Source organism: Streptomyces sp. NPDC059832 (genome assembly GCF_042731715.1).
Lineage (GTDB): Bacteria > Actinomycetota > Actinomycetes > Streptomycetales > Streptomycetaceae > Streptomyces.
In genome coordinates, this window is sequence record NZ_JBHWIY010000001.1 from 592,322 (window position 1) to 618,710 (window position 26,389).

Annotated in this window: 24 protein-coding genes; 15 read left to right on the forward strand and 9 right to left on the reverse strand. The window is 70.9% G+C overall.

The genetic code is table 11. The features are described from left to right. Positions 1-7: 7 nt before the first annotated feature. A complete protein-coding gene (locus tag ACFV8T_RS02210; protein ID WP_385323472.1) occupies positions 8-307 on the reverse strand; it encodes a DUF1876 domain-containing protein in 300 nt (99 codons plus the stop codon). A gap of 255 nt (positions 308-562) precedes the next feature. Between ACFV8T_RS02210 and ACFV8T_RS02215 the strand changes: the two genes are divergently transcribed. The 3 genes from ACFV8T_RS02215 (at position 563) to ACFV8T_RS02225 (ending at position 4,428) form a co-directional block, all read left to right on the forward strand. After that, positions 563-1,393 (forward strand): PP2C family protein-serine/threonine phosphatase, encoded by an 831-nt coding sequence (locus tag ACFV8T_RS02215; RefSeq protein WP_385323474.1) that lies wholly within the window; start codon positions 563-565, stop codon positions 1,391-1,393. Positions 1,394-1,459: 66 nt separating this feature from the next. After that, the gene (locus ACFV8T_RS02220) at positions 1,460-2,455 is read left to right on the forward strand and encodes an MASE1 domain-containing protein (protein ID WP_385323476.1); all 996 of its coding nucleotides are present in this window, start codon (positions 1,460-1,462) and stop codon (positions 2,453-2,455) included. A 461-nt stretch (positions 2,456-2,916) separates the two neighbouring features. After that, positions 2,917-4,428 carry an exopolysaccharide biosynthesis polyprenyl glycosylphosphotransferase gene (locus ACFV8T_RS02225; RefSeq protein WP_385323477.1) on the forward strand — a complete coding sequence of 504 codons (1,512 nt, stop codon included), beginning with the start codon at positions 2,917-2,919 and terminating at the stop codon, positions 4,426-4,428. An 81-nt stretch (positions 4,429-4,509) separates the two neighbouring features. On the opposite strand, the gene ACFV8T_RS02230 is transcribed toward ACFV8T_RS02225, so the two are convergent. Beyond that, positions 4,510-5,493 carry a GDP-L-fucose synthase family protein gene (locus tag ACFV8T_RS02230; protein WP_385323479.1) on the reverse strand — a complete coding sequence of 328 codons (984 nt, stop codon included), beginning with the start codon at positions 5,491-5,493 and terminating at the stop codon, positions 4,510-4,512. A gap of 128 nt (positions 5,494-5,621) precedes the next feature. Here ACFV8T_RS02230 and gmd point away from each other — a divergent pair, with 128 nt between their 5' ends. The 4 genes from gmd to ACFV8T_RS02250 all read left to right on the forward strand — a co-directional run bounded on the left by gmd (position 5,622) and on the right by ACFV8T_RS02250 (position 10,510). After that, a complete protein-coding gene (gmd, locus tag ACFV8T_RS02235; RefSeq protein ID WP_385323481.1) occupies positions 5,622-6,635 on the forward strand; it encodes a GDP-mannose 4,6-dehydratase in 1,014 nt (337 codons plus the stop codon). Between the two features lie 100 nt (positions 6,636-6,735). Further along, the gene (locus ACFV8T_RS02240; RefSeq protein ID WP_385323483.1) at positions 6,736-8,994 is read left to right on the forward strand and encodes a LamG-like jellyroll fold domain-containing protein; all 2,259 of its coding nucleotides are present in this window, start codon (positions 6,736-6,738) and stop codon (positions 8,992-8,994) included. Next, positions 8,991-9,686: a hypothetical protein gene (locus ACFV8T_RS02245; RefSeq protein ID WP_385323485.1), complete on the forward strand. Its 696-nt coding sequence runs from the start codon at positions 8,991-8,993 to the stop codon at positions 9,684-9,686. Before ACFV8T_RS02240 ends, ACFV8T_RS02245 begins: the two co-directional genes overlap by 4 nt. Continuing rightward, complete coding sequence (locus ACFV8T_RS02250; protein ID WP_385323487.1) at positions 9,683-10,510, forward strand: glycosyltransferase family 2 protein; 828 nt, start codon at positions 9,683-9,685, stop codon at positions 10,508-10,510. The genes ACFV8T_RS02245 and ACFV8T_RS02250 overlap by 4 nt, the downstream gene beginning before the upstream one ends. Here the strand turns inward: ACFV8T_RS02250 and ACFV8T_RS02255 are convergent. Next, positions 10,482-11,672, reverse strand: coding sequence for a glycosyltransferase (locus ACFV8T_RS02255; RefSeq protein WP_385323489.1), 1,191 nt, complete (start codon positions 11,670-11,672; stop codon positions 10,482-10,484). The two genes, ACFV8T_RS02250 and ACFV8T_RS02255, sit on opposite strands and share 29 nt — an antisense overlap. Before the next feature lie 105 nt (positions 11,673-11,777). Here ACFV8T_RS02255 and ACFV8T_RS02260 point away from each other — a divergent pair, with 105 nt between their 5' ends. Further along, positions 11,778-13,292, forward strand: a complete 1,515-nt coding sequence (locus tag ACFV8T_RS02260; RefSeq protein WP_385323491.1) for a hypothetical protein — start codon at positions 11,778-11,780, stop codon at positions 13,290-13,292. On the opposite strand, the gene ACFV8T_RS02265 is transcribed toward ACFV8T_RS02260, so the two are convergent. Genes ACFV8T_RS02265 through ACFV8T_RS02275 form a run of 3 tightly spaced genes read right to left on the reverse strand, consistent with a single transcriptional unit; the run spans position 13,252 to position 17,440 of the window. After that, a complete protein-coding gene (locus ACFV8T_RS02265) occupies positions 13,252-14,505 on the reverse strand; it encodes a hypothetical protein (RefSeq protein WP_385323493.1) in 1,254 nt (417 codons plus the stop codon). The two genes, ACFV8T_RS02260 and ACFV8T_RS02265, sit on opposite strands and share 41 nt — an antisense overlap. Next, entirely contained in the window at positions 14,502-16,178 is a 1,677-nt protein-coding gene (locus ACFV8T_RS02270) for a lipopolysaccharide biosynthesis protein (RefSeq protein WP_385323495.1), read from the reverse strand. Before ACFV8T_RS02270 ends, ACFV8T_RS02265 begins: the two co-directional genes overlap by 4 nt. Continuing rightward, a complete protein-coding gene (locus ACFV8T_RS02275; RefSeq protein ID WP_385323498.1) occupies positions 16,175-17,440 on the reverse strand; it encodes a glycosyltransferase in 1,266 nt (421 codons plus the stop codon). Before ACFV8T_RS02275 ends, ACFV8T_RS02270 begins: the two co-directional genes overlap by 4 nt. Before the next feature lie 211 nt (positions 17,441-17,651). Here ACFV8T_RS02275 and ACFV8T_RS02280 point away from each other — a divergent pair, with 211 nt between their 5' ends. Further along, the gene (locus ACFV8T_RS02280; protein ID WP_385323501.1) at positions 17,652-18,092 is read left to right on the forward strand and encodes an adenylyltransferase/cytidyltransferase family protein; all 441 of its coding nucleotides are present in this window, start codon (positions 17,652-17,654) and stop codon (positions 18,090-18,092) included. On the opposite strand, the gene ACFV8T_RS02285 is transcribed toward ACFV8T_RS02280, so the two are convergent. Then, entirely contained in the window at positions 18,067-18,798 is a 732-nt protein-coding gene (locus ACFV8T_RS02285; protein WP_385323504.1) for a CDP-alcohol phosphatidyltransferase family protein, read from the reverse strand. The two genes, ACFV8T_RS02280 and ACFV8T_RS02285, sit on opposite strands and share 26 nt — an antisense overlap. A gap of 136 nt (positions 18,799-18,934) precedes the next feature. Beyond that, positions 18,935-19,630, reverse strand: coding sequence for a ribonuclease H (locus ACFV8T_RS02290; protein ID WP_385323506.1), 696 nt, complete (start codon positions 19,628-19,630; stop codon positions 18,935-18,937). Positions 19,631-19,761: 131 nt separating this feature from the next. Here ACFV8T_RS02290 and ACFV8T_RS02295 point away from each other — a divergent pair, with 131 nt between their 5' ends. After that, complete coding sequence (locus tag ACFV8T_RS02295) at positions 19,762-19,953, forward strand: DUF6381 family protein (protein ID WP_385323510.1); 192 nt, start codon at positions 19,762-19,764, stop codon at positions 19,951-19,953. Between the two features lie 121 nt (positions 19,954-20,074). Here ACFV8T_RS02295 and ACFV8T_RS02300 read toward each other — a convergent pair whose 3' ends face one another. Further along, a complete protein-coding gene (locus ACFV8T_RS02300; RefSeq protein ID WP_385323512.1) occupies positions 20,075-20,641 on the reverse strand; it encodes a nucleoside deaminase in 567 nt (188 codons plus the stop codon). Positions 20,642-20,748: 107 nt separating this feature from the next. On the opposite strand from ACFV8T_RS02300, the gene ACFV8T_RS02305 reads away from it, so the two are divergent. The 5 genes from ACFV8T_RS02305 to ACFV8T_RS02325 all read left to right on the forward strand — a co-directional run bounded on the left by ACFV8T_RS02305 (position 20,749) and on the right by ACFV8T_RS02325 (position 26,212). After that, positions 20,749-21,714: an antibiotic biosynthesis monooxygenase gene (locus ACFV8T_RS02305; RefSeq protein WP_385323515.1), complete on the forward strand. Its 966-nt coding sequence runs from the start codon at positions 20,749-20,751 to the stop codon at positions 21,712-21,714. Between the two features lie 164 nt (positions 21,715-21,878). Next, on the forward strand, positions 21,879-22,841 hold the full coding sequence (locus tag ACFV8T_RS02310) for a PmoA family protein (protein ID WP_385323517.1): 963 nt from the start codon (positions 21,879-21,881) through the stop codon (positions 22,839-22,841). Then, positions 22,835-23,800 (forward strand): D-2-hydroxyacid dehydrogenase, encoded by a 966-nt coding sequence (locus tag ACFV8T_RS02315; RefSeq protein WP_385323519.1) that lies wholly within the window; start codon positions 22,835-22,837, stop codon positions 23,798-23,800. The genes ACFV8T_RS02310 and ACFV8T_RS02315 overlap by 7 nt, the downstream gene beginning before the upstream one ends. 12 nt (positions 23,801-23,812) lie before the next feature. Further along, positions 23,813-25,054, forward strand: coding sequence for a mandelate racemase/muconate lactonizing enzyme family protein (locus tag ACFV8T_RS02320; protein WP_385323522.1), 1,242 nt, complete (start codon positions 23,813-23,815; stop codon positions 25,052-25,054). 87 nt (positions 25,055-25,141) lie between these two features. After that, positions 25,142-26,212, forward strand: a complete 1,071-nt coding sequence (locus ACFV8T_RS02325; protein WP_385323524.1) for a LacI family DNA-binding transcriptional regulator — start codon at positions 25,142-25,144, stop codon at positions 26,210-26,212. Positions 26,213-26,389: the final 177 nt, after the last annotated feature.

The following is a 26,389-nucleotide window of genomic DNA, read 5'->3' on the forward strand; positions in this document are numbered from 1 at the left end:
CGGAGGATCAGGCCGTGGTGTCGGACCATGCGTAGGGCGGGGCCACGGGGCCGCTCGCGGGTCCGGCGCCCACGGTCTCCAGTTCCTCGTCGGCGGCCTTCATCAACTGTGCGGCGACGTCCTTCATGGCTCTGCTCGCCGCGAGTTCGTCGCCGATGACGGGTACGTCCACGTCCTGCGGGTTGCAACGGGCGACCCCGTGTCCGGTGAGCTGCGCGGAACCGGTGTCCAGCACCGCCTCCGCCCTGGTCGTCCCGTCGTCCTCGGTCAGACCGAGACGGAGCCTCCACTCCAGCGTGCGGGTCATCGCGCACCTCCTGCGACCGCGTCCGGTCGCGATGCGCCGCCTCGACGCGGTCCTGCCACCAGCATCCACCCGCTCCCGCGGGTTCGCCCGTTCCGGCTCGTCCTGCGGAGATCACACCGCCGAAATAGGATGCGGGATGTCGAATTCCACCGAAGGCGGGCGACGGCCGGCCGTCGCACCGGGATCCGGTCCGTCGGCGCCGCCGCGGCAGTCCCCGTGTTGCGCCGCGCGGACGAACGCAGTGCGGAGCGGCCCATGAACCGGCGTCGTCCTCCCCGTTCGGCGAGCGCCGAGGAGTTGCTCACCACGCTGCAACAGCTCACCTCCCGGGCCCGCCGCGAGGTGGAGCTCCATCAGGCGCGGGTGGAACTGGCCGAGGTGCTCCAGCGCGAGATGCTCCCCGCGGCGCTGCCCGCCCGTCCCGGCCTCCAGACCGCCGCCCGGTACACACCGGCCCGCAGCGGGCTGGACATCGGCGGCGACTGGTACGACGGATTCGTACTGCCGGACGGTGCGCTGGCCTTCGCCATCGGGGACGTACAGGGCCACGACGTCGAGGCCGCCGCGTTCATGGGCCAGATCCGCATCGCCATGCGGGCCATCGCCGCCACCGCCACGGACCCCGGCGAGGTCGTGGGCCGGACCAACGACCTGCTGGTCTCGGTGGGCTCCGGCCTCTTCGCGACCTGTACGTTCGTCCGCCTCGACCCGCAGACCCGGGAACTGCACAGTGCCCGCGCCGGGCATGTCGCCGCGGTGTGGGCCACGGCCGACGGCCGTTCCGGCGTGACCAGTGACGAGGGCGGGCTGCCCCTGGGAATCCAGGCGGGCGAGCGGTATCCGGTCACCCGGCGGCAGCTGACGGCTCCGGGCGCGTTCGTCCTGGTCACGGACGGGGTGGTCGAGGGTCCTTCGTTCCCGATCGACCGGGGTCTGGACGCGGTCATGCGGCTGGTGCTCGCACAGGTCGGCGCCAACGCCGACGAGCTGGCCGACGCGGTGCTGCGGGCGGCGGAGCAGACCGGGCACCAGGACGACGCCGCCGTCCTCGTGGTACGTCACGGGGCCGCCCCCGGCCGACCCTGATCCCCCGGACAGGCCGTAGGCGTGTCAAACAGCCGCCACCCGTCCGGGCGGTGTCTGATGAGATGCGTGATCCGCAGCGAGAGAACCAGACGTACGGCCGTGGCCGTACTGCGTGTCCTGGCCGTCGCCGCTGCCTACTACGCGGCCGGAGGGCTCGGCCTCATCCGGGAGGTGTCCGTCCACGGCGCGGTCGTCACACCGCTCTGGCCGCCGACGGGCATCGCGCTGGGCGCCCTGCTCTACCTGGGCCTGAGCGCCTGGCCCGGTATCGCGCTGGGCTCCCTGCTCGTCGTCGCCACGCTCAGCGGCTCGGTCACGCCCTCCACCTTCGCCGTCGTGGCGGGCAACACCGTGGCGCCCGTCTGCTCGTATCTCATACTCCGCAGGGCCGGTTTCCGCAGGGAGCTGGACCGGCTGCGCGACGGGGTCATGCTGGTCTTCCTCGGCGCGCTGGCCGGGATGGTCATCAGCGCGACCGTGGGCACGGGCATGCTGCTGCTGGACGGCAAACTGCCCCTGAGCGGGTTCTGGCCGGTCTGGGCGGCATGGTGGTCGGGTGACGCGATGGGGGTGCTCGTGGTCACCCCGCTGCTGCTCGTACTGCGGAAGCTGCGGATGCCGCGGACCACCGACCGGTGGATCGAGGCGAGCGTGCTGCTGATCGTCTCCGTCACGGTCTCGTTGGTGGCGACCCGCAGCTCATTGGCGATGCTCTACCTGGTGTTCCCCCTGGTCGTCTGGGCCGCCCTGCGATTCCGGCTGGCGGGAAGCGCGCCCTGCGCCTTCCTGGTGTCGGTCCTGGCAGTGATCGCGGGAACGCAGGGGGTGGGTCCGTTCGAGGGCCATACCATCCTCCATGTGATGGTCAACCTCACCGTGCTCAACGGCTGCGTGGCCCTGATCGCGCTGCTGCTCGCGGCGCTCGTGACCGAGCAGAGCAATATCCGGCACAGGATCGAACGCGCCTGCGAGGAACTGGCCGAAGTGGTGGATCATCTGTCGCCGGGAAGGGCGGCAGCCGCCTGGCCAGCCCGGCCCGAGGATGAACTCGACGGCGGCTGAGCACCACGCGCCCCTCCGTCACCGCCCCGGGCGCACTCCCGCGTCGGCGCAACGCACCGAAACGATTCGGCCAACAGCCGTCACCAACTGCCCACTTGCTCGTTTGTTGGCCGGGGAAGGTCTCCCGACAGCACGTCGTCGCGGACGAACCTGGTGGACAGGCCGGGCAGTTGCCGGCGCACATGTCCGCACACAACCCGATTCAGATGCATTTCAAATGCCAACAATTGTCCGCAGACCAAGAGATCCGGCGCGGAACGGGACGAGATCCGAGTCAGTGCGCATGTCTGAACTTCACGAGAACTCCAGCGAAATGGCACGTGTGTGGATATCGTGCACCGAGCGAGGGCGCATCCGTCAGTCCATGAGATCGGCGGATGCGCCCCGTTTGTGACGATGCAACTGTGACTGGGGGGTTCATGGGGCATGTCGAGCTACCCGATTCGGACAGATCAGCACCCATGGGACTGGCGGGAGCGCCGCGTCCGCGGTCTGTTGCGGATCGGCCTCGCAGCAACGAACTCGACGCATTGTGGAGGGCGCCGAGCGCACAGCGCGAACGTTCCGGGCCGGCCGCCGCGAGGAGAAGGACGGCCCGGTGCATACCGGTCGTCGTCGGCGCCGAACTCCTCGGCCTAGGGGTTCCGGCATGGCTCGTCCTGCGCGTCGGCGAGCAGTCGCGGACCGCGGTGGCCGCGTCCGTGGCCGTGGCCGCACTGGCGTGGTCCGGCCTGCGGGCCGTGCGCGCCCGGTACGCGGACCGGCCCCCGGGCGGACCGCCGGGGGTACTGGGCACCACCGGGGACTGGCTGCTCCTCATAGGTGTGCTCGCCGTGCTGAGCACCATCACCGGCGGATCGGCCGATCCCGCGGAGGGAGTCGTGGCACTGCTGCCCGGCCTGCCGGCCGGCATCGCGGCGCAGGCTCTGCGGCGGCTGCCGTGGCCGGGGCGCCGGCAGCGGGCCGTCCGGCGGGTGCTGGTGGTCGGCGAGGCGCCGGGGGTGGACCGCGCCGTCCGGATGCTCGCGTCCCGTGCGGACCATCCGTACGCGGTCGTGGCCGCGGTCCCGGTGGGGACCGCACCGCTGGAGTGCGGGGTTCCGGTGCCGGGCCGGCTCGCACCGGCTCCGGCCGACGACGACGTGTCGACCGTGCTGGGCGGGGCCTTCGCCCAGGAGGCGGACCTGGCACTGGTGGTTCCCGGGTCCCGGCTCTCCGAGGAGCGGCTGTGCCGGCTCACCCGGGGGCTGCACGACGGCGGGCTCTCGCTGTCCGTGCTGCCGGGACTCTCGGGCATAGCGGCCTACCGGGTGCGGCCCACCGCGGCGGCCGGGCTCACCCTGCTGCACATCGCACCACCCCTGCGCCGGGGGCCGCAGCCCGCCCTGAAGGCCGTCGTGGACCGCGTCGGTGCCGCCCTCGGCCTGCTGGTCCTGGCACCCTTGCTGATCCTGATCGGCGCGGCGGTACGGTTCGGCTCCGCCGGGCCGGTGTTCCACCGCCAGATCCGCCACGGGCAGCACAACCGGCCATTCACGATGTGGAAGTTCCGCACCATGGTGGCCGACGCGGAGAGCCACAAGCAGCGGCTCGTCGCCGCGAACGAGATCGACGGCCCGATGTTCAAGATGCGCCGCGACCCCCGGGTGACCGGAATCGGCCGTCTGCTGCGCCGGTCCTCGCTCGACGAGCTCCCACAACTGCTCAATGTGCTCCGCGGCGACATGTCACTGGTCGGTCCACGCCCACCGCTGCCGGAGGAGGTGTCCCGCTACGACGAGCGCGAGCTCCGGCGGCTCACGGTGAAACCGGGACTGACCGGTCTGTGGCAGGTCAGCGGCCGCTCGGACCTGTCCTGGCAGGAGACGGTCTCGCTCGACCTGTGGTACGTCGACAACTGGTCGGTGGCCACGGACATGGGACTCATGGCCCGTACGCTGCGCGCCGTCACCGACGGCCGCGGGGCGTACTGAGAGCGGCGGCCGTCGATGGGAGGAGCGCGAACGCTCCGGCTGCGCGCGGCCGGCCCGTACCGGTCGGTCCGCCGGGCCCGCTCAGACCTGCGCGGTCTGTTGCTCCAGCCACCACGCGTAGGTCCGGGCGATCCCGTCACGCAGCGCGATCCGCGGCACGAAGCCGAGAGCGGTGAGCCGGGAGACGTCGAGCAGCTTGCGCGGGGTGCCGTCGGGCTTCGCCGTGTCCCATTCGACGGCGCCCTGAAATTCCGTCACATCCTGTACCAGGGCGGCCAGTTCACGGATCGTCAGATCGCTTCCGCAACCGATGTTGACCGGCTCGTCACCGTCGTAACGCTCCAGCAGCAGGAGGCACGCGAAGGCGAGATCGTCGACGTGCAGAAATTCCCGGCGGGGACTCCCGGAGCCCCAGAGCGTGACCGCGGACGAGCCGTCCCGGCGCGCCTCGTGGAAGCGGCGGATCAGCGCGGGCAGTACGTGCGAGGTCTCCGGGTCGAAGTTGTCCCCCGGGCCGTAGAGGTTGGTGGGCATGGCGCTGATGTACGAGGCGCCGTACTGCCGGCGGTAGGACCGGGTCTGCACGATTCCGGCGATCTTGGCCAGCGCGTACGCTTCGTTGGTCGGCTCCAACGGACCGGTGAGCAGGGCGCTTTCGGGGATCGGCTGCGGGGCGAGCCTGGGGTAGATGCAGGACGAGCCGAGGAAGAGCAACCGCTCGACCCCGGCCGCGTGCGCCCCGGCGACGACGCTCAGCTGAATGCGCAGATTGTCTTCGAGGAACTGCACCGGATACGTCTGGTTGGCCATGATCCCGCCGACCTTGGCGGCGGCCAGCACCACGGCGTCCGGACGGACCTCACGGAGAAACGCCTCGGTCCGCGCGGCGTCGCGCAGATCGAGATGGCCTCGATCACGGGTGATCACCTCGTGCCCCTCGGCGGCGAGGCGACGCACCACCGCCGATCCGACCAGACCGCGGTGGCCCGCGACGAAGATGCGCGCACCGGATCGCAGGAGGGAGCGGACGGATTCCTGGGAAGGGCCGGGGAGATCAGTCGTCATGGGCCGGATTCTGCCAGCACCCGCAGCCCGCGGTGATGTCTTACCGCAGACAGCTCAATTCAGATATTTCGGCGGGAAGTATTCGGTGCGGAACAACAGCCACTCAGGTGACCAGAGAAGGGGGAGTCGTGGCGAAGACCGCGCTCATCACCGGCGTGACCGGACAGGACGGTTCGTACCTGTCCGAGCTGCTGCTCGACAAGGGGTACACGGTCCATGGACTGATACGCCGCTCGTCGAGCTTCAACACCGAACGCATAGACCACATATACCAGGGGCCGGAGGAGGAGAACCGTTCGTTTCTGCTGCACCATGCCGACCTCGCCGACGGTGTCGCGCTGGTGAATCTGCTGCGCGACATCCGGCCGGACGAGGTCTACAACCTGGGCGCGCAGTCGCACGTCCGCGTCTCGTTCGACGCTCCGCTGTACACGGGTGACATCACCGGTCTCGGCACCATCCGGCTGCTGGAGGCGGTCCGCGCGAGCGGCATCGACACCCGTGTCTATCAGGCGTCGTCGTCCGAGATGTTCGGCGCCACCCCGCCGCCGCAGAACGAGCGGACCCCGTTCCATCCACGGAGCCCGTACAGCGTCGCCAAGGTCTACTCGTACTGGTCCACCGTCAACTACCGCGAGGCCTATGGCATGTTCGCGGTCAACGGGATCCTCTTCAACCATGAGTCCCCGCGCCGCGGCGAGACCTTCGTGACCCGGAAGATCACTCGCGGGGTGGCAAGGATCAAGGCGGGCCTGCAGACCCAACTCCACCTGGGCAACCTCGATGCCGTACGCGACTGGGGGTACGCCCCCGAGTACGTCGACGCGATGTGGCGGATGCTCCAGTGCGATGCCCCGGACGACTACGTGGTGGCCACCGGCGAGGGCGTCAGCGTCCGGCAGTTCCTGGAGTACGCCTTCGCCCACGCGGGCCTGGACTGGCGCGAACACGTCCGCCACGACGCCAAGTACGAACGCCCCAGCGAGGTCGACGCCTTGATCGGGGACGCCACCAAGGCCGAGGAACTGCTCGGCTGGAAACCGGTCGTGCGGTCGCGGGAGCTCGCCAGGATCATGGTCGAGGCGGACATCCGCCAGCTGTCCGACCAGCTCGCCGGAGCGGCCGTGCGGGTGGACCGATGAGATCGCCCGGGACCGATACGACAACCGACTCCACCGCAACCCCGGTGGAGCCGGGCGCCGCGGCCTGCCGGCCGCAGCTCGTTCTCACCTTCGGAGCTGAATGATGAACGGAACCACGGGGCGCAGGCGCTCCGGCCGCGGCCGGCTACGTGCCGCTGCCGCCGCACTCTGCCTGCTCGCCGGAGCACTGACCGCCGCCGCGTCCGGGGGCTCCCCGGCCACGGCCCTCACCCCGCCGGTCTCCCTGACCGCGGACGACCTCACCACCTGGCAGACCAACGGCATCGTCTGGTCAATGGCCGGTTCGGACGCCGGCGTCGTCTACACCGGCGGCACCTTCTCCACCGTCCGGCCGCCGGACGCGGCAGCCGGCACCTCGGAACGGCCGGCGGTGAACTTCGCCGCCTTCGATGCCGCGACCGGTGCGCCGACCGGCTGCAACCTGTCGTTCACACTCTCGTCCGGCACGGCGACCGTGCGGGCGCTGGCACTCTCCCCGGACCAGAAGACCCTGTACGTCGGAGGGAATTTCGGTTCGGTGAGCGGCGTCGGGGTGAGCAACTTCGCCGCGATCGACACCGCCACCTGCACCCCTCGCCAGAACTTCAAGGTCGCCGTCTCCGCGACGGTACGGGCGCTCGCCGTCACCGCCGACACCGTGTACCTGGGCGGTGACTTCAACTCGGTGGCCGGACAGACCAGGAACAAGTTCGCCGCCGTCACCACGGGCGCCGCGCTGAAGCCGTGGAAGGCCGACACGGACGAGGTGGGCCGGGCCGTCGAGCTGACGCCCGACCGCAAGCACGTACTGATCGGCGGTGACTTCTTCAAGGTCAACGGCACGACGTCGCACGCCCTGGCGGTCGTGGACGCCACCACGGGGGCCGTGGCCAAGAGCTATCCGGCCGGGTTCATTCCCAACACCTCCACGGTGAAGGACCTGACCACGGACGCCACCGGCTTCTACACCGCCAACGAGGGCACCGGAGGGGGTGTCTTCGACGGCCGGATCGCACTGAACCTGAGCAACTTCGAGCAGCGCTGGCGGGACACCTGCCTCGGCGCCACCCAGGCCGTGCTCGTGCACAACGGCGTGCTGTACAGCGGCAGTCACGCCCATGACTGCGCCACCATGGGCGAGTTCCCGAACCAGCCGCGCAAGCATCTGCTGGCCCAGTCCGTCGACGATCCGAAACTGCTCCCCTGGTTCCCCGACACCAACGACGGGATCGGGGAGCCGGTCGGGCCGCGGGTGATGGCCCAGGCCGACAAGGGCGGTCACCACTATCTGTGGGTCGGCGGCGAGTTCACCACCGTCAACGGCGCCGCCCAGCAGGGCCTGACCCGGTTCGCCGACGGTCCCGACACCGGGGCTCCGTGGGTGCCGAACGTCAGCCTGTCCACGGTCGCCCCGGGCAAGGTGGAGGTCAACTGGCAGGCGAGCTTCGACACCGACGACGGTGAACTCACCTACCGGATCTACCGGGACGGTGCGAGCACCCCGGTGCACACCACGACGGGTCGCTCACTGTTCTGGGACCGGCCGCAGCTGAGGTGGACCGACACGGACGTGGCCGCGGGCGAGACCCACTCGTACCGGATCAGTGCGAGCGACGGCACCAACACCAGCGCCAAGTCGACCGCCGTCTCCGCGACCGTGGCATCCGCGGCCGAGAAGTATCCCGCCAAGGTCCTCGCGGACGGTGCTTCGCTCTACTGGCGGTACGACGACACCTCGACCTTCGCGGGTGACACCGGCACCGGGCGGGACAACGGCTTCGCGCGCAACTCCCCCGCACGGCGGGTGACCCCGGCCGCGGTCACCGGCCCCTCGACCGCGGTCGGCCTGAACGGTTCGAACCAGTACGTCTACAGCAACAGGCGCCATCCGCAGCCGGCCAAATTCTCGGTGGAGACCTGGATCAGGACGACGACCGCCAAGGGAGGGAAGATCATCGGCTTCGGCAGTCTGACCATGCAGAACAGCACCCAGTACGACAAGCACGTGTACATGCGCGACGACGGCCGGCTGGTCTTCGGCGTGAAGAGCGGCAGCGCCCGGACCATCACCACACCCACCGCCTACAACAACGGCGCCTGGCACCATGTCGTCGCCACGCAGGGCTCCGGCGGCATGGCACTGTACGTCGACGGGAAGCTCCGCGCCTCGACCGCCCTGTACACCGGCAACGAGAAGTACGACGGCTACTGGCGAGTGGGCGGGGACAACCTGAACGGCTGGCCCAGCAGGCCGACGAGCGACTTCTTCGCCGGGCAGATCGACGAGACCGCCGTCTACCCGACCGCGCTGAGCAGCTCGCAGGTCAGTGCCCACTACGCGCTGAGGACAACTGGATGAGGCATCCGTTCCGGGCCGGCGCCGTCGTCGTCGCACTGACGGCGGCGCTGGCCGCCTGCGGCTCGTCCTCCGACGGGGACAAGGGGGCGGGCGGCGCCGGGCCGTCGGCGGTACGGACCCCGCTCACCGCCCCGTCGGCCGGGCCCGGCACCACCGCGTCCGGTGGCCCCTCGGCTCCGCGCACGAGCGAGCCGCCGAAGCTTCCCTCCGATGAACTCACCCCGGCCACCGGATCGTTCACCAAGAAGCAGAAGGACTATCTGGTCGACCGGGTGCCCAGGGGTATGGACCCGGCGGCCGTGCTCCAGACCGGTCAGGAGACCTGCGACAGGCTGGGATTCCTGGTGAAGGCCGACCGGGACGTGGCGGTCGGCGCGATCGTGACCGGCGAGATCGCCGATGCGGAGCCCGCCGTCGAGCACCTCTGCACCCAGCACAGGGACCTGCTGCGGGAGGCCGCCCGGGGCTACGCGGACGGCACGCACAAGGACGGGCGGCTTCGGCCGGGCCGCTACCACGACGTCTCCCCCACCGGAAGCTGCGCCTGGCAGATCACCGGGGCGGACGGCAGGACCCTGGTCTCCGGCTCCGCCCCCGCCGGGAAACGGGTCACGATCACCGTCCCCCGGGAGGCCCGCGCCTTCACCTCCACAGGCTGCTACGCCTGGCTGCCCGAAGGAGACCTCGGATGAGCAAGCTGCCGATAGCCGTGGTGATCCCCACAAAGAACGAGGGGCTCAATATCGCCGAGGCGGTGAAGTCGGTGCTCGGCCATTTCGAGGCGGTGGTCGTCGTCGACTCGCACAGCACCGACGACACGGCGAAGATCGCCGAGGACTGCGGGGCCGAGGTGATCACGTACACCTGGGACGGCGGTCATCCGCGCAAGAAGCAGTGGTGTCTGGACCATGTCCGCACGGACCTGGACTGGATTCTGCTGCTCGACGGGGACGAGCGGATCGGTCCCGGTCTGCTGGCCGAACTGCGCCTGATCTTCGCCGACCCCGGCGCGCCGAAGCCCGCCGCGTACGACATTCCGCTCGGCTACTGGTTCTGCGGGAAGCGGCTGCGGCACGGCTACACCATCCGCAAGCGGTCGCTGACCGACCGTACCCGCTGCCGGTACCCGGAGGTGGGGGATCTCGACGCGCCGGGAATCGGCGAGGTCGAGGGCCACTACCAGCCGGTCGCCGCATCGGCCGGATCGCTCCGCAATCCGATCGAGCACCAGGATCTCGACCCGGTCACCGCCTGGTTCGAGCGGCACAACCGCTACTCGGACTGGGAGGCGTGGCTGGAGCACCACCCCGAGGTCAAGGAGCAGGTGCGCAGGGTGAAATCGCGCCAGGGGCAGCTGTTCCACAAGGCACCGTTCAAGCCCCTGGTGTCGTTCGCCTACATGTATGTGTACCGGCGGGGGTTCCTCGACGGGCGGGCGGGGTTCGACTTCGCGCTGGCGATGAGCTTCTACCGCTGGCAGATCGCGCTCAAGTCCCGTGAGGGAAGGACCGTTTGATCTGTCGGCCGCTCCGGCGGACCACGTCCTCGTAGGTCCGCCGGAGGGTCGCGGTCACGGCCCCGATGGTGAAGTCCTCATTGACCAGGCCCCAAGCCGCCCTGCCCGCCCGGGTGTTGGCCTCCGGTTCGAGGAGCTCCAGGACGGCGGCGGCGACCTTGAGGGCGTTCTTCCCGTCCTCGCCGACCCGGCTGTCGATCACCCGGCCCGCGCCCGCGCGCGCCACATCGGGGCCGAGTCCGCAGGTGCGGGTGATGACCACGGGGGTGCCGACCGACATCGCTTCGAGGACGGACACGCCCAGGGGCTCCTCGATCGACGGCAGTACGTACACGTCGGCGCGCCGTCCCGCCGCCAGGACCTCTTCGTGCCCCAGCGGCCCCACCTGGTCGAGCGACCCCATCACCCCCAGCCTGCGGGCGAGTTCGAGGGTCGCGGGCAGTGCGCCGGTGTCGGGACCGGCCAGCACGAAGCGGGCGTCCGGATGCTCGGCCAGGACCGCCGGCATCGCGGCGACGAAGTCCTCCGGGCGCTTGCGCTCCTGGATCCGGGCGAGGAAGAGGACCGTCGGCGGCCGCCCCGGCTCCCGGGTGGGCTTGATCTCCTGCGGGCGTACGCCGTTGACCAGCCGGACCGTGCGGGTCAGCGGGACCGGCGCGGCGACGGCGTTCACATCGAGGCGTTCCGTCTCAGTGAGGTGCAGTACGGCATCGGCCCCGCGCAGCACCTTGCGCACCCCCAGCAGATCGGTCAGCCGGGCGACCCGGTTCTCGGTGGGGTCCACCATGCCGTGCGTCTGGACGACCAGGGGTGTGCCGGAGGCCAGTGCGAGCAGCGCGGCGGGCAGTGTCACCAGGTCGCGCATCAGATGGACATGGACGAGGTCGGCGCCGCGCATCATGCGGCGCGCGGTGTGCAGGAGCGCACCGGAGGTGATTCCGCTGACCTCGAACGCGGGAAGCAGATGGCGGGCCCGGAAGAGATGGGCCGGCACTCCCTCGACCTCGCGCGGGAGGGGCCCCTCGAAGCCGTCGCCCAGCGCCATGATCCTGGCGTCGTCACCGGCGGCCCGCTGGACCTTCGACAGGTTGAGCGCCACTCTTGTCGGGCCACCGAACGCATGGTCCGGGGTGTGCAGCGTGACCACGTGCAGGATCTTCACCAGGGTTCCCCTCGACCTCGGCCGACCCCCACAGACTAGTCATCCAAACACCCCAAGTGGGTTGATTCGTTAGAGTGTTCACAGGTCCACGGAAACGGGGAGCACATGACGTCCGTGCACGAGGCGGTGTCGTCCGCGCCCGTACCGGAGCACGGCCCGCGAGAGCCGGTCCACCCGCCGGCGAAGCCCATGTCGTGGGCGATGCTCTCGCGCGCTCTGGCCGCACCTCTCATCCTCGCCCTGGTCTGCTTCCTGCCCGCGGTGATCGCCGCGCAGCCGGGCACGGGTGTCCGGGACACCGCGTACTGGCTCCAGCTCGTGCTGACCTGTTATGCGGGGGCCCGGCTCGCGACCATGGTCCTCTCCACCCGGCGGCGGCTGCTCCAGGGCATCTTCTGGATGTTCGTCTACATCGCGATGGGGGTGGCGCCGTTCGCCCAGGCCGTCATCGGGCAGACACCGACGCCGATGGTCGGGCCGCGGTCGGATCTGGTGACGGCCGTCGCGCTGATCCTGGTGGGCTGTGCCGCGTTCGACCTGGGGGCGCTGCTGGCGTCCCGGCGACCGCTGCGCCGGCGGGTCGCCGCGCGCTCCGGGAACGGTCCGGCCGTCGCCCACCGGGGGCGGCTCAGGCTGCTGGTGCTGCTGGCGTTCGCGGCGAGCGGCTACTACGTCCTGAAGCTCGGCGGGCCCGCCGTCTTCTTCACCAGCCGCCAGGAGATCAGTGCGTCGGTCGCGGCGAGCGGAGTGGGGTCGGGTCAGTCCAATGTGGGATCGGCCTTCCTCAAGGGCTTCGGTACGGTGCCCGCGCTGCTCGCGCTGCTCTTCTTCACCCGTCGCCTCGTGACCTCGCGCAGGGCCCGGCGCTCCCCGTCGACGGTGCTGGTCTGGGCCGGGCTGATCGGGCTCAACGCGATCGTCAACAACCCGGTCTCCAACGCCCGTTACTGGTTCCTGACGGTACTGGTCTCGCTGTTGTTCACCGCGTTCCCGAGCAGCGCGGCGATGTACCGCTCGGTGCTGGCCATGGGGGTGGTCGGGGCCCTGGTGCTGTTCCCGTACGCGGACCGCTTCCGCTACGACAGCGCCGGGTACCGGCCGGTGGATTCCTCGTCGGTGTTCGAGCCGCTGGCCACCAAGGACTACGACCAGACGGTCATGTTCGCCAACACCATCACCTGGGTCGACACCCGCGGCCACACCTACGGGCGTCAACTGGCGGGCTCCGCCCTCTTCTTCGTGCCCCGTTCGGTGTGGAGCGGCAAGCCGGAGGACACGGGGGTGCGCGTCGGTCAGTGGATGGGGATGAGCATGACCAACCTGTCGGCACCGCTGTGGACCGAACTCTGGGTCGACTTCGGTGCGCCGGGCATGGCCGGTGCCTTCGCGCTGATCGGGTACGTCGCCGCCCGTACCGACCGGCGCTACGCGCGGGCCGTCTCCCGCGACGGTCCGGGACCCGGCAGTGTGCTAGCCGTGACCGCGCCGCTGATCGCCGGGTACGCCTTCATTCTGTTGCGCGGGCCGCTGTTGCAGGCGGCGGGGAAGCCGGCCGTCGCGGCGCTCTGTCTGCTGCTGGTCACAAGCTTCCGGGGCCAGGACGGGCGGCGTCCGCGCTGAACGGTGCCCGTTCGACGGCGGTGCGGCGCGTCAGCCCGGCCACCCTGGTCCAGGTGGCCACCGCCTTGCACACCGAGCCCAGGCACAGGCCCCAGGCAGCGCCCGGCACTCCGCCGAGCAGATAGCCGCCGGTGAGGAAGGCGACGGCGGCGAGCGAGAAGACCACCTGGATGGAGAGGGTGGTACGCGGGTCGAGCATGCGCAGGGCCAGCAGTCCGCAGGTGCCGACGGCCATCGCCGCGTACTGGCTGCCGGTCGCCGGAAGGAGGGCGGCCACCGTGGGCCAGGTGTCGCCGAGCAGGTGGCGGCCGACTCCGCCGGGCAACAGGGCCAGTGCGGTGGCCCAGGCGGCGGCGGTGGCCGCCAGGACGGCAGCGAGCGTCGCCGCGGCCCGTACCCTGCGCCGTTCGTCGGCGAGCCTTCCCAGCAGGGGTGGTCCGAAGCCGGTGGCCGAGGTGAACAGCACGTTCAGCGGTCCGAAGAGGGTGGTCGCGCCGCGCAGGGCACCGACCACCAAGGGGTTGCCGACCGCGCCGAGGCCGAGCACGGAGAGCTGTCCGGTGGCATTGCCCACCGCGAACTCCACCACGAAGCGTCGCCCCAGATGGCCTCGCCGCAACAGGACCCTCAGCCGCAGGGGCGTTCCGGCCACCCTGCGGTGCAGCAGGGCGGCCGACAGCAGCAGGGCCGGCAGTGTGGAAAGACCCCAGACGGTGACGAGCCGGACGGCCGGGGCGCCGTGCGGCTGGACGGCCAGCGCGCCCAGCACACAGACCAGTCTGAGTACGTCGCCCGCCAGCGCCAGATGCGGCAGGTGCAGGGTGGAGAAGACGTACCGCATGGTGTCCTGGCCCAGGACGACGGGCAGGACGAGTCCCAGCGCCATCAGGGCACGCGCGGTGGCTCCCGGCAGCGGCAGACAGACTCCGGCCAGCAGGACGCCGAGCACCGCCGCCGCGAGCACGGTGAAGACGACCGCCGACCGGCAGGCGCCGCGCACCTCGTCGCTCCCGCCGCGCCGCAGCACGAGCGGCTGCCCGGTGTAGGCGCCGGACACGCCCAGAAGCACGGTGAAGACGAGGTAGACCGCCGAGAAGCGGGCGAAGTCGGCCACGGTGGAGAGCCGGGCGGCCGTCACCAGCACCAGGATGTTGGTGAGCGCGGCCACCCCCTGGTCCGCGACCGAGCAGCCGATCGCGGTCCGTGCCCTCATCTGTGTCCGGCGGCGGAGTCGTAGGGGCGCAGTCCCAGCGTCTCGGCGGGGTCACCGGTGTGCTCCGGCCCGCTGCCCGCTCCGCTCCCCCGGCCCGGACGTCCACCGCCCGTGTGGCGCTTGACGGCCTTCCTGAGGGCCCGGCGCTCGTGGCGGCTCCGGCCGGGGTGCAGCAGGGCACCGAGAACGGTGCCGCCCGCCGCCCCGATGATCTCCCGGATCCGCTCCAGGTCGCTGCGGTGCACCTCGCGCGGGTCGCAGACCACCACGACGCCCTCCACCCGGTCGATCAGTGCGACGGCGTCGGCGTACGACAGCACGGGCGGGGCCAGCACGATGACGACGGCGCCGGGCCGGTCGCCCTCGGCGACGATCACGCCGACGGGCGCCGAGGTCAGGGCACGCGGCACATTGTCCGTGCGCCGGCCCGCTATCAGGGTGAAGGCACCCGACCCGGGTACGTCCACGTTCATCCGGCTCTCCGACGGCCAGGCCCGTTCACCACGGGTCGCCCAGCGGGGCCGGTAACCCTGCACCGCCGGGCCCAGGTCCCTGGCCAGTGCGGGGGTACGCAGATCGGCCTCGACCAGGATGACGTCACGTCCCATCTCGGCGAAGGCCGCTGCCAGGTTGGCCGCGGCGGCGGCCGCCCCGGCGCCGTCCCCGCGCGGGGCCGTGACCAGGAGCCTGCGGCGCTGGGCGAACGACGGATCGTAGGCGAGCCGGAAGGCCACCGCGCGGTACTCCTCGGCGAGCCGGCTGCCGCTCCGCCCGATGGCCAGCAGCGTCCCGGCGGACGCGCGCTCCCTGGGCAGGGTGCCGAGCAGGGGCGCGCCGAGTGAACGGACCAGCTCCCGGGTCGAGCGCACGGCCGGGTCGAAGACCAGGCGCACCCAGGACAGAAGCAGTCCCAGTGCGAGGCCGACGACACCGCCGAGCCCCAGCAGCAGGGGCAGTCCGGCGCCGGTGGGCCCGCTGGGGGCGACGGGTTTCTTCGTCAGGTATCCGGGCGTGGTGTCCAGCGCGTGCAACTCGGAGATCTTCCGGCCGAGTTCGGAGATCGCGACCACGAGGTTGGCCCGTGCGCTGGTCACGTCGTCGCCCCCGGTGGTCTGCTGCGCCAGCTGGTCGCGCTGCGTGGTGAGCGGATTCAGCTGGGCGCGGTAGCCCTCGACCATGTTGGCGATGCTGTCCTCGGTGCGCTGCCTGCGGATCTCCAGATAGGCGTCGGCGAGTGCCTGGGCCCGGTCCTTCGCCAGCTCGGGGGTGCGGCCGGTGTAGGAGAAGCGGAGTACGAGGGTGTTCGGCGGGTTGGTGACCTGGAGGCCGGACAGCAGCGGCCGGACCTCCACCCGGTCCCCCTGTCTGGCCAGGGTGGCGACGGCCAGGGTGCCCACGGTGTCGCTGACGGCGGTCTGCCTCTCCGAGCCGATGTTGATGCCCTTGTCGGCGGAGGCACCGGCGGCGAAGGGGTCCGAGGTGGCGGAGCGTACGACGACCTCGCCCGTCGACGTGTAGCTCTCCTCGCCGCTCAGGGCGAGCCAGCCGCCGCCGAGGAGCCCGACGACCACGCCGGAGGCGAGCAGGGCCCGGTAGCGCAGGAGCTGGCGGAACTGGTCCCTCAGCAGCGCGGGTTCGTCCTGGTCCTCCAGGGCGCGGATCGGCTGGTTCATCGACGTGGTCTCCCTTGTGCGTCCGCGAGGACCTCGGTGAGCAGGGCGTCGAAGCGGGCCAGGCCCGCCTCGCGGCTCAGGTGACGTGCGACGTACTGCGGCCCGTTGGCCCCGAGCGCGTCCGCCCCGGCCGGTGCCTCGACGAGCTTGCGTACGGCCGACAGCAGGGCCGCGGGGTCCTCCGGAGCGACGAGGAGCCCGGCTCCGGACCGTTGGACCTCCTGTGCGGTGCCTCCCCCGTCGGCGACCGAGGCCACGACGGGCCGGCCCGAGACGAAGTAGGAGGTGAGCTTGGACGGGACGCTCATGTCGAGGACGGATGCCCGCTGCGTCACCGCGAGCACGTCGGCGGCGGCGAGGACGTCCGTGAACTCGGCCGCGTCGGCCGGAGGCAGGATGTCGAGGTTGCGCAGGCCCGCGGCGCGCCCCAGCAGCGCCTGGCGCTGATTCCCGTCCCCCATGAGCACCACGCGTATCTCCGGGGCGAGCCGGGCCGCGTCGACGAGGACCTCCAGGCCCTGCTTGAGCCCCATGTTCCCGGAGTGCAGGACCACCGGGGTGCCCTCGCTCCAGCCCAGTCGCGCCCGGGTGCCGGCCCGGTCGGCGGAGGGCGCCCGCACATGCGACCAGTTGGGCACGGTACGGATGCGCCCCGGGTCCACTCCGTACGCGGTGACGCGGGGCACGAAGCTCTCGTGGATCACGCCGACGAGGGCCGCGGAGCGCAGCGCGTGCCGTTCGGCGGCCGAGGCGACGGCTGCCGCCCTGTCCCCGCCCCGGATGCCGCTCTGCGCGGCGGCGGCGCCCATCAGGTCCTGCACGACCGGTACGTACGGGACGCGGTGGCGGGCGGCGAGCCGGGCACCGATGACACCGCCGGCGAGACTGGGCATCTGGGCGACCACCGCGTCCGGCGGGCGCGAGGCGGGCGGCGACAGCAGCCCGTGACCGAGCACCGTCGCCTCGAACGCGCCTCTGCGCAGGGCGGTCTGACGGGTCGGCACATAGTGTCTTCGCCGGTGCACGGCAACCCCGGCCCGCTTCTCGGTGACCCGCCACACACCCCGGTACTCCGGGTCGGTCCGCCAGGACGGGTAGTGCGGCATCCCGGTCAGTACGTGCGTGTCGGCCCCGGCCGCGGCCCAGTGCTCGGCGAGCTGTGCGGCGTACGGGCCGATGCCCGTCAGCTCCGGTGCGTAGTTCGTCGAGACGACCAGCAGGGTGCGGCCCTCGAACGGCTTGTGCTGCTCGGCATCGGACATGGACGCTCGCCTTCCCCCCGGAACAATCTGTGTTCCCCCCAAGGAACAGCCCCAAAAGCGAGCTTATCCGTTCACGTGATGCGCAAGTGGCCTTCACAGTAAGGTCGTTGCACCATCAACACCGATACCGATATCCCACCGCACCGGATGCCATGTCCGGACAACTGCCGCGGGACACGGACATCGCGTTCACCGTGGGGGGAGAGAGCGGATGGCGCACAGGGTCGGCTACGCGCCGGGGGTCTACGACCTGTTCCATGTGGGGCACCTCAACATCCTGCGGCATGCCCGCAGTCAATGCGACTACCTCGTCGCCGGGGTTGTCTCGGACGAGATGGCCGCGCTCGCCAAGGGCCACCGGCCGGTGATTCCGCTGCCGGAGCGCCTGGAGATCGTGCGCAGCGTGCGCCACGTGGACGCGGCGTTCGTCGAGACGGTGCCCGACAAGGTCGAGACCTGGCAGCAGGTGAGGTTCGACGTGATCTTCAAGGGGGACGACTGGCGGGGCACGGAGAGGGGAAAACGGCTGGAACGCGACTTCGCCGAGGTCGGTGTGGAGGTCGTCTACTTCCCGTACACCGTGCACACGTCCAGCACCCAGCTGCGCCGGGCGCTGGACATGCTCGTCAGTCCGCAGTCCGGAGCGCTCTGAGCTCCTTGAACCACTTGCTGAGGAAAGCCACCAGGAACAGCGCGTGCACGACGGCGAGCACCGCATAGCCGATGCGGAACGCGGTGCGGTCGCCGAGGAGCAGGAACACCAGGCAGAACACTCCGTAGTCGGCGGGCAGCAGTGCGACGGCCCGCAGCCGTGAGACCGGGGCAGCGGCGGGGCCCGCACCGGACCGGGCGGTCGCCGCCTTTCCCAGCTGTTCGCGCAGCAGCCCCGCGCAGAAGGTCAGCACGGCCGTGAACAGGAAGCCGAGCGGCAGGAGCAGCCAGCCCTCGCCGGGCACTGTGGAGAACCGCTGGAACGAGATCAGCACGGCGGTGTGGACGAGGATCATCTTGGCGCAGTCCACGACATGGTCCAGCCATTCGCCGTCCGGGCCGCCCCGGCCGGTGAGTCTGGCCAGTTGCCCGTCGGCCGAGTCGAGGGCGAAGCCGATGGCGAGACCGGCGTACACCGCGACCGCGAGCCCGACGGACGGCCGGACGAGCGCCACCGAGGCGATGGCGGCGAAGGTGAACGCCGCGCTGGTCAACGTGACCTGGTTGGGCGTCAGTCCGATCCGGTACGCACCGGCCGCGAAGACCCGGCCGGCCGGCCGGTTCACGTACCGCGAGTACAGCGACACCCCCTTGGCCGTCTTCTGCGCACCGCGCAGTTCGCGCAGAACCATGCCCGTGTTTCCCATCCGCCCCCCAGCGTGCCGCCTCGTGAGCGGCGTCGGCATCGGCACAGCGATGCGAGGACGCCGCCGCCGGAGCCGCATCATGGCACGCGGACCCGGTCCCGCGCGGCCCATCGCCCGCTCCGGCCGGCGGTGCGTCTCAGGCGGGTGCGGTGCGGCACTCCGGGTGGCCCCAGCCGTTGGGGTTCTTGGCGATCATGTCCTGTGCCGCGTAGGGCTTTCCGCAGTGGCAGCGGCCGGCGAACTTGGCCCGGATGGTTCCGCCGGAACGGGCGGGGCGTGACGCGCTCCCCGCCTTCTTCGTCGCCGTGCCGCCGCGCCGGCCCTCGGTCGCGCGGGCGGGAGCGGGTGTCGGCAACTGCGTGGCACCGTGCGCGGTTCCGGCCGGACGCTGCGCCACGGCGGCCTCGCTGGCCGCCTGGTCGGCGAGTGCGTTGAGCGGGTCGCCGTCCACCTGGTGGGCGGGAACATAGGTGAAGCGCACGGTCCGGCCGGTCAGCCGGGCGTCGATCCCGGCCACGAGGTCACGGTTGGCGACCGGCTTGCCGGCCGAGGTCTTCCAGCCGTTGCGCTTCCATCCCGGCAGCCACTTCGTCACGGCGTTCATCGCGTACTGCGAGTCCATCCGCACCTCGATCGCCACGGAGGGATCCGTCGACTCCAACAGCTCCCGCAGCGCGGTGAGTTCGGCGACATTGTTGGTGGCGGTCCCCAGCGGACCCGCTTCCCAGCGCTCGGGCCGCCCCTGCGCGTCGGCCACGACCCATGCCCAGGCCGCAGGTCCCGGATTACCCTTGGACGCCCCGTCACACGCGGCGATGATGCTTTCGTTCATGCCCTCGATCATGCCAGCGTCGCGGCACTCCTCTGCAGGCCGTGACTCTGCGTGACGATTCGAGGTGCGGTGGCTCGACGGCGCTGGTTCTCTGATGGAGCCCGCTCTTCCCAACCGCACAAGGAGCGATGATGAGCGTTGCACGTGAATCCGGTGACCGTGCGCAGCAGCTGCGCGAGAAGGCCCGGCACATGACCGAGGCCGCCGAGCGCACCACCGACCCTGAGCAGCGCCAGCGGCTCCAGGAGAAGGCCCGGAAGCTCCAGGAGCAGTGCGACCAGCAGGGCAGCATGGGCGGCGGAAGCGTCCGTCCGCCCAAGTAGCACCCGCCGCACGCCAACGGCCGACGTCTTGCCGCTCTTCCATGAGTGTGCGGCAAGCCGTCGGCCGCTGTGCGGGAGCGGCTCCGCAGCCGCCCCCTGCCCCCGGCCCTCGGCCGCTGTTTCAGTAGGGGTGTTTGTTCACCTTGTCCGCCCAGGCCCGGTAGGACATGGTCCCCAGTTCGGGATGGATCTGTTCGAGTGTGATACTTCGCCGGTCCGGCGGCTTGGCGAAGTCCTCGTACTGGAAGGCGTCGTCGAAACCGATCTCTTGGGTCGCCTTCCAGTCACAGCTGTAGTAGACGGTACCGATGCGGGCCCAGTAGATGGCGCTCATGCACATCGGGCACGGGGCCCCGCTCGTGTAGATCGTGCATCCCTGCAGCATCCGGGCACGCTCCGGAACGGAGTCCTGCGAACCCTCGGGGCGAGGCACCAGTCTGAGCGTGTACCGGTCCTGGTACGTCTCGGAGATGCTGGGCGCCTCGGGGTTGAGGAGCTGAATGGCCTTGCGGATGGCTTCGACCTCGCCATGGGCGGTCGGATCGGCGGTGAGAAGCACACGGTTCTGCCCACGAGCGATGATCTCGCCATCCTTGGTGATCACCGCACCGAACGGCCCGCCCCAGCCCTGCTCGACGGACTCGGTGGCCAGTCGCACGGCTTCGGCCATGAATTCCTTGTGCTCCATCGCGAGACCCCACTTCGTCCGGCGCTCGCCTCCTGGCGCGACCGCCTTCCGGGGACTATCATTTCCTTATTTGTCCGACAACTCCCTTTAGAACTAGACTACTCCGTATGAGTACCCGTGCAAGCCCCGACACCGGCGGCAGCGCCACGGTCGTCATCTCCCAGAGAGTCCGAGCCGGCCGGAACGACGACTACAGGCGGTGGCAGGAGAAGACCAACGAAGTCGTACGGGGCTTCGACGGGTTCCAGGGGACGGAGATGTACTCACCGGCCTCCGGCGACGAGAACGACTGGGTCGTCGTATTCCGTTTCGCCCGGATCGGGCAACTCACCCACTGGCTGGAGTCACCGGCACGTCGGCAACTTCTCGACGAGGGCCGCCCGTTGTTCGACGGGCCCGCCACGCAGGAGGTGCTCTCCGGCGGGGCGCCGACCGACGATGTCGTCACGGCCGTCGTCTCGCACGATGTACGACCGGGGCACGAGCGGGACTTCCTGCGCTGGCAGGACAAGATCCTGAAGGAGCAGGAGAAGCAACCTGGTTTCATGGGGTCCGAACTGTTCAGGCCGGTGAAGGGCATCCAGGACCGCTGGGTGGTGGCCTTCCGCTTCGACACCCGGCAACACCTGGAGGCATGGCTCGACTCCGATGCCCGCCGACGGCTCATCGAGGAAGGGCACGGCCACTTCGGCTCCTACGACGTGCGCCGGATCGGCTCGGCGTTCGGCGGCTGGTTCCGATTCGGTTCGGGCCCGCAGGAGGGCGCACCGCCCAACTGGAAGCAGGCCATGTCCGTGGTGCTGGCGCTGTATCCGACGGTGATGGTCCTGGGGCTGACGGCAGGCGACTGGTTCAAGGACCTGGGGGTGCCCGGGTACATCGGGCTGTTCCTCAGCAACGTACTGAGCGTCAGCATCCTGACCTGGCTACTGATGCCGCTGGTCAACCGGGCACTCGCGTTCTGGCTGCGGCCCGGCCGCGCGCGGTCCGTCCGCGTCCATGCGGCCGGGGCCGCCGTCGTGGCGGTGTGCTACCTGGTGGTCATCACGATCTTCGGCCTGACCACCGGTTGATCCCTCTGCGTCCTGACCACCGGTCGATTCCGGCGCACGCGCACATCGACCCTTCCATTCCGCAGCCACCCTCGGCACGCGCGGGTCCGCGTTGTTGACGCGCCTCCGGCGAAGGCCCTAGGTTTCGGTAAGCGCTTTCCAGCCGCACCCAGGAGACTCGGGACATGAGCAGTCCACTGCGCATCACGCACGCCCACGGGGACCGGATCACGGTCACGGAGGAGCGCGGCGGCATCGACCTGATCAGTTACGTCTACCGTCCGGAAGCGGCGTGGGAGGCCCCCAAGCCGTACATCCACCCCATGCGCACACTGGCCGATAACGTTGTCACCGACTATCGGCCCAACGACCACCGCTGGCACAAGGGCCTCCAGATGACGGCCTCCCACCTCTCCGGGCAGAACCTCTGGGGAGGCAACACCTATGTGCACGGCCAGGACTACCAGCCGCTGCCCGAACGGGTCGGGTCGATGGCGCACATCGGATTCGACGAGATCACGGCGGACGCCGGACGCGCGGTCATCGCGGAGCGGCTGAGCTGGCGCCACAACGACGGCACGCACTGGGCGGACGAGCTGCGCCGCGTCGAACTGCACGACGTCGAGCACGCCGGATCCGGCTCCGGCGCCACGGGCGCGGACACCGGCGGCAGTTGGACGCTGACCTGGTCCAGCGCGATCACCAACCGGCGCACCGAGCCGCTGCGGTTCGGCAGCCCGACGACCCACGGCCGGGAGGCGGCCGGCTACACCGGCCTCTTCTGGCGCGGGCCGCGCGCCTTCCGGGGCGGCCGGATCCTCGGCCCGGACGGGGAAGGTCCGGAGCTGATGGGGACGCAGGCACCCTGGCTGGCCTACAGCGGCGAACACGACGGCACCGACGGTCACGCCACACTGATCTTCCAGCACGCACCGGAGAACGATCACACGGGAGCGGGCGGCACCCACCCGGCCCACTGGTTCGTCCGCGAGGAGCCCTTCGCCGCGGTCGCCCCCTCCTTCGCGTTCCACGAGGAGCTGGAGCTCGCCCCGGGCGACACCCTGGCCCGCCGCTACCGGGTCACCGTGGCGGACGGGGAGTGGGACCGGGAGCGGATCACCGAGTACCTCGCGGATCACCCGTGGTGAACCCGGACACGGACGGCACCGGCCTGTACGTGGAACTGTCGCTCACCGAGGCCGATCGCGCCCGCCTGCGTGAACTCGGCCCCGGGCCCGTGTGGTTCGCCGAGCCGGGGACCGCGTCGGAGGCGGACGCCCGTGCCCTCGCCGATTCCGGCACAGCGCTCGGCAACCCCAGGGCGGCCTGGGTGGCGAACGCACCCCGGCTGAGGTGGCTGCAGCTCGCCTCGGTCGGGATCGACGGCTATCTCGGTCTCGACCGGCCCGCCCTCGGCCGCCGGCTGACCGTCACCAACCTGGGTGATGTCTTCGCCGATCCGGTCGCGCAGTCGTGCCTGGCGGGCATCCTCGCGCTCCATCGCGGCATCGACCAGCTCTCCGGGCTGCGCGCCGAAGCCAGGTGGGCGAAGTCCGCCGTGCGGCCCCGGCTGCGGCTGCTGACCGGGGCCCGGGTCCTCGTGCTGGGCCGGGGGTCCATCGCCCGGCGGTTCGCCGAGCTGCTCGGCCCGTTCGGCTGCCCCGTCTCGCACTTCGCACGCGGCTCCGGTGACATCCGCACCCTGGCCGAGCTCGATGAGCAACTGCCGTGCTTCGACGTGGTGGTGGGGCTGCTGCCCGGGACGCCCGAAACGAGCGGACTGCTCGATGCGCGGCGGCTGGCCCTGATGCGGCCGGGGGCCGTTCTGGTGAACGCCGGCCGGGGATCGCTGGTGGACGAGGAGGCCCTGGTGTCCGAGCTGACCTCCGGGCGACTCGGCGGAGCGGTGCTGGATGTCACCGCCGAGGAGCCGCTGCCCGCCGGTCACCCCCTGTGGAGCTGCCCCGGGGTCGTCCTCACCCAGCACACCGCGGGTGGTTCGACGGACGAGAGCACCCGGATCGTCGACCTGTTCACCGACAACTGGCGCCGTTTTCACACCGGTTCACCGCTGCGCAATCCCGTGCAGTGGTCCAGAGGATTCTGAGGACGCGACATCATGGCCGAACCCCCTCCCGCACGCATCGACGCACAGGCCGGCGACGGGGTGCACATCGCGGCGATCCGGCCGGTGCTGCTCAGCGCCCCCTACGCGGATCCGGAGAATCTGGAGGTGCGCCTGGCCCTGTCGGCGGGGTGGCGCACGACCGGTCTGGTGGAGGTCACCCTGGACGACGGCACGACCGGGCTCGGCGAGGGCTATCTCGCCGTCTTCGCACCGCGGGTCTTCGTCTCGACGGTCGATCTGATCGCCCCCTACCTGGTCGGCCGTCCGGCCGGGGACCTGGCGGGGCGGTACCGGGACATGGTGCTCGCGACGGGCTACTGGAGTCTTCAGGGGGCGGCCCGCCATGTCGTCTCCGCCGTGGAGGCGGCCCTGGTCGACGCCCTCGGAAAGCGGGCGAGCCTTCCGGCGTACGAGTTGCTGGGCGGACGTCGCACGGACCGGATCCGGCTCTACGCCAGCGGGGGCGACTCGACCTCCCCGTCGGCGATGGGCGCCGAGATCGCCGCCGTGGCGGCCCTCGGCATCGGCACCTTCAAGATCAGGGCGCGGGGCCACGAAGCGGACAAGGCGGTGTGGACGCTGGAGCAAGCGGCCGCGCACGGCATCGGCACAGCCATCGACATGGCGCAGAATCTCGAGGACCCCGGCCAGTCGGTGACGGACACCCTGGCGTTCCTCGACACGGTCAGGACCGGCACCCGGTGGCCGGTGCGCTTTCTGGAGGAGCCGCTCGGGCCTGCCCGGACCGCCGCGTACCCCGCTCTGCGGCGGGCGGCCGGCTGTCCGGTGGCGGGCGGCGAGACCGTCACCACCGCGCAGGAACTGCTGGCGCGCATGGCATCGGGGTACTACGACCTGGTGCAGCCGGACGCCACGGTCGTCGGCGGTCTGCACCAGACGCTGGCCGTCTTCGCGGGCGCGGCGGAGCACGGCGTGGAAGCGGTCGTGCATTGCTGGGGCAGCGCCGTGTGCCAGGCAGCCAATTACCACGCCGCCTTCGCCGGCGGCGGGCGGCTGGCCGAATGGCCGATGCCCCGGTACCCGCTGCGGTCGGAACTGCTGGTCGAGCCGTTCCGTCTGGAGGACGGATGTCTGCTCGCTCCGCGGGCCCCGGGGCTCGGAGTCCGGCTCACGCCGGAGCTGGAACGGCGGTACGCCTTCCGGGACGATGCCGTCTACCGCTGTGCGCCCGCGATGCCCCCGACCGAACCGGGCCGGTGGCGCACGGGCTGACCCTGCGGGCGGGAGGACGGTCCCGGTGGCGGGTTTCCTATGGCATGCGCAATGGGAAAACGCTTTCAGTGCGGCTATCGTAGCCCTATGCAGAGCCAGGTCAATCGACGTTCCGCCCGCCCCCGCCCGTCGTCCGCCGTGACGCTCCAGCAGGTCGCGCAGGACGCCGGGGTCTCTCTCGCCACGGCTTCACGCGTCCTCAGCGACAGCGACCGCAACGTCACCCAGGAGCTGCAGGAGCGTGTGCTGGAGGCGGCGGCACGGCTCCGTTACGTGTCCAACGCGCCGGCCCGCGCGCTCGTGCAGTCCACGACCTCCATCGTCGGTCTGGTCGTGCACGATGTGAACGACGCCTACTACTCCGCCATCGCGGCCGGCGTCATGGAGGTCGCCCGCGACCACAAGCTCCTGGTGATGCTGGCCGGGACGTTCCACGAACCGGCGCTCCAGGCGGAGTACGTGGCCCGGCTGCGTGCGCAGCGGGCCCGCGCCGTGGTCCTCGCCGGATCGGGCTTCACCGACGGGAGCCCCGCGCTCGCCCAGGAGCTTGAGGCCTTCGCGGCACAGGGCGGCCGGGTGACCGCGGTCGCGCATCAGGATCTCCCGGTGGACACGATCGTGCCGGGGAACCGCGAGGGCGGCCGGGCCGTCGCCGAGCACCTCGCCGGGCTGGGGCACACCGAGATCGGCGTCATCTGCGGACCCCTGGCACTGGTCTCCGTGCAGGACCGGCTGCAGGGTTTCCTGGAGCGGGCCGCCGAGCTGGGCGTCGTCGTACAGGAACACCACCGCGTCGAGGCCGACTTCACCCGGGACGGCGGGCGGGCCGCGGCGGTGCGGCTGTTCCGCAGGTCGCCGGGGATCACCGCGCTGTTCGCGCTCAACGACGCCATGGCGCTGGGTGCGCTGGCGGCGCTCCGGGACGACCTCGGCCGGAGCGTACCCACCGATGTCTCCGTCGTCGGCTTCGACGATCTGCCGGTGGCCTGTGACGTCACGCCCGCGCTGACCACCGTACGGCTGCCGCTGGAGGAGATCGGCCGCCGGGCGCTGCTGCTGGCCCTCGGCGACGCGACGGCTTCGCCGCGCACGCTCGCCGTGCCGTCGCGTCTGGTGGTGCGGGCCAGCACGGCACCGCCGCCGCGCGTGACCGGCTGAGAGCCGACCGGTCCCGGGCCGGTCCCGGTGCCGGCCCGGGGCACCGGAATGACGCATTAAAGCGACACGACCTCAGCTTGACGCGCTAAATTACCGATCCTTTCGCTGCAACCCTCTTGAAATAATGCGTTAACCACCACCACACTGAGCTCAGCGTCGATTGACGCGTCAAATCCG

Excerpts from the sequence above, each read along its gene's own strand:
- ACFV8T_RS02245 (WP_385323485.1), top strand. The coding sequence starts at position 8,991 with ATGAGGCATCCGTTCCGGGCCGGCGCCGTCGTCGTCGCACTGACGGCG.
- ACFV8T_RS02275 (WP_385323498.1), bottom strand. The coding sequence starts at position 17,440 with ATGTCCGATGCCGAGCAGCACAAGCCGTTCGAGGGCCGCACCCTGCTG.
- ACFV8T_RS02325 (WP_385323524.1), top strand. The coding sequence starts at position 25,142 with ATGCAGAGCCAGGTCAATCGACGTTCCGCCCGCCCCCGCCCGTCGTCC.
- ACFV8T_RS02290 (WP_385323506.1), bottom strand. The coding sequence starts at position 19,630 with ATGAACGAAAGCATCATCGCCGCGTGTGACGGGGCGTCCAAGGGTAAT.
- ACFV8T_RS02240 (WP_385323483.1), top strand. The coding sequence starts at position 6,736 with ATGATGAACGGAACCACGGGGCGCAGGCGCTCCGGCCGCGGCCGGCTA.
- ACFV8T_RS02270 (WP_385323495.1), bottom strand. The coding sequence starts at position 16,178 with ATGAACCAGCCGATCCGCGCCCTGGAGGACCAGGACGAACCCGCGCTG.
- ACFV8T_RS02225 (WP_385323477.1), top strand. The coding sequence starts at position 2,917 with ATGGGACTGGCGGGAGCGCCGCGTCCGCGGTCTGTTGCGGATCGGCCT.
- ACFV8T_RS02210 (WP_385323472.1), bottom strand. The coding sequence starts at position 307 with ATGACCCGCACGCTGGAGTGGAGGCTCCGTCTCGGTCTGACCGAGGAC.
- ACFV8T_RS02265 (WP_385323493.1), bottom strand. The coding sequence starts at position 14,505 with ATGAGGGCACGGACCGCGATCGGCTGCTCGGTCGCGGACCAGGGGGTG.
- ACFV8T_RS02305 (WP_385323515.1), top strand. The coding sequence starts at position 20,749 with ATGAGTACCCGTGCAAGCCCCGACACCGGCGGCAGCGCCACGGTCGTC.
- ACFV8T_RS02285 (WP_385323504.1), bottom strand. The coding sequence starts at position 18,798 with ATGGGAAACACGGGCATGGTTCTGCGCGAACTGCGCGGTGCGCAGAAG.
- ACFV8T_RS02280 (WP_385323501.1), top strand. The coding sequence starts at position 17,652 with ATGGCGCACAGGGTCGGCTACGCGCCGGGGGTCTACGACCTGTTCCAT.
- ACFV8T_RS02215 (WP_385323474.1), top strand. The coding sequence starts at position 563 with ATGAACCGGCGTCGTCCTCCCCGTTCGGCGAGCGCCGAGGAGTTGCTC.
- ACFV8T_RS02295 (WP_385323510.1), top strand. The coding sequence starts at position 19,762 with ATGAGCGTTGCACGTGAATCCGGTGACCGTGCGCAGCAGCTGCGCGAG.
- ACFV8T_RS02260 (WP_385323491.1), top strand. The coding sequence starts at position 11,778 with ATGACGTCCGTGCACGAGGCGGTGTCGTCCGCGCCCGTACCGGAGCAC.
- ACFV8T_RS02300 (WP_385323512.1), bottom strand. The coding sequence starts at position 20,641 with ATGGAGCACAAGGAATTCATGGCCGAAGCCGTGCGACTGGCCACCGAG.
- ACFV8T_RS02230 (WP_385323479.1), bottom strand. The coding sequence starts at position 5,493 with ATGACGACTGATCTCCCCGGCCCTTCCCAGGAATCCGTCCGCTCCCTC.
- ACFV8T_RS02320 (WP_385323522.1), top strand. The coding sequence starts at position 23,813 with ATGGCCGAACCCCCTCCCGCACGCATCGACGCACAGGCCGGCGACGGG.
- ACFV8T_RS02250 (WP_385323487.1), top strand. The coding sequence starts at position 9,683 with ATGAGCAAGCTGCCGATAGCCGTGGTGATCCCCACAAAGAACGAGGGG.
- ACFV8T_RS02310 (WP_385323517.1), top strand. The coding sequence starts at position 21,879 with ATGAGCAGTCCACTGCGCATCACGCACGCCCACGGGGACCGGATCACG.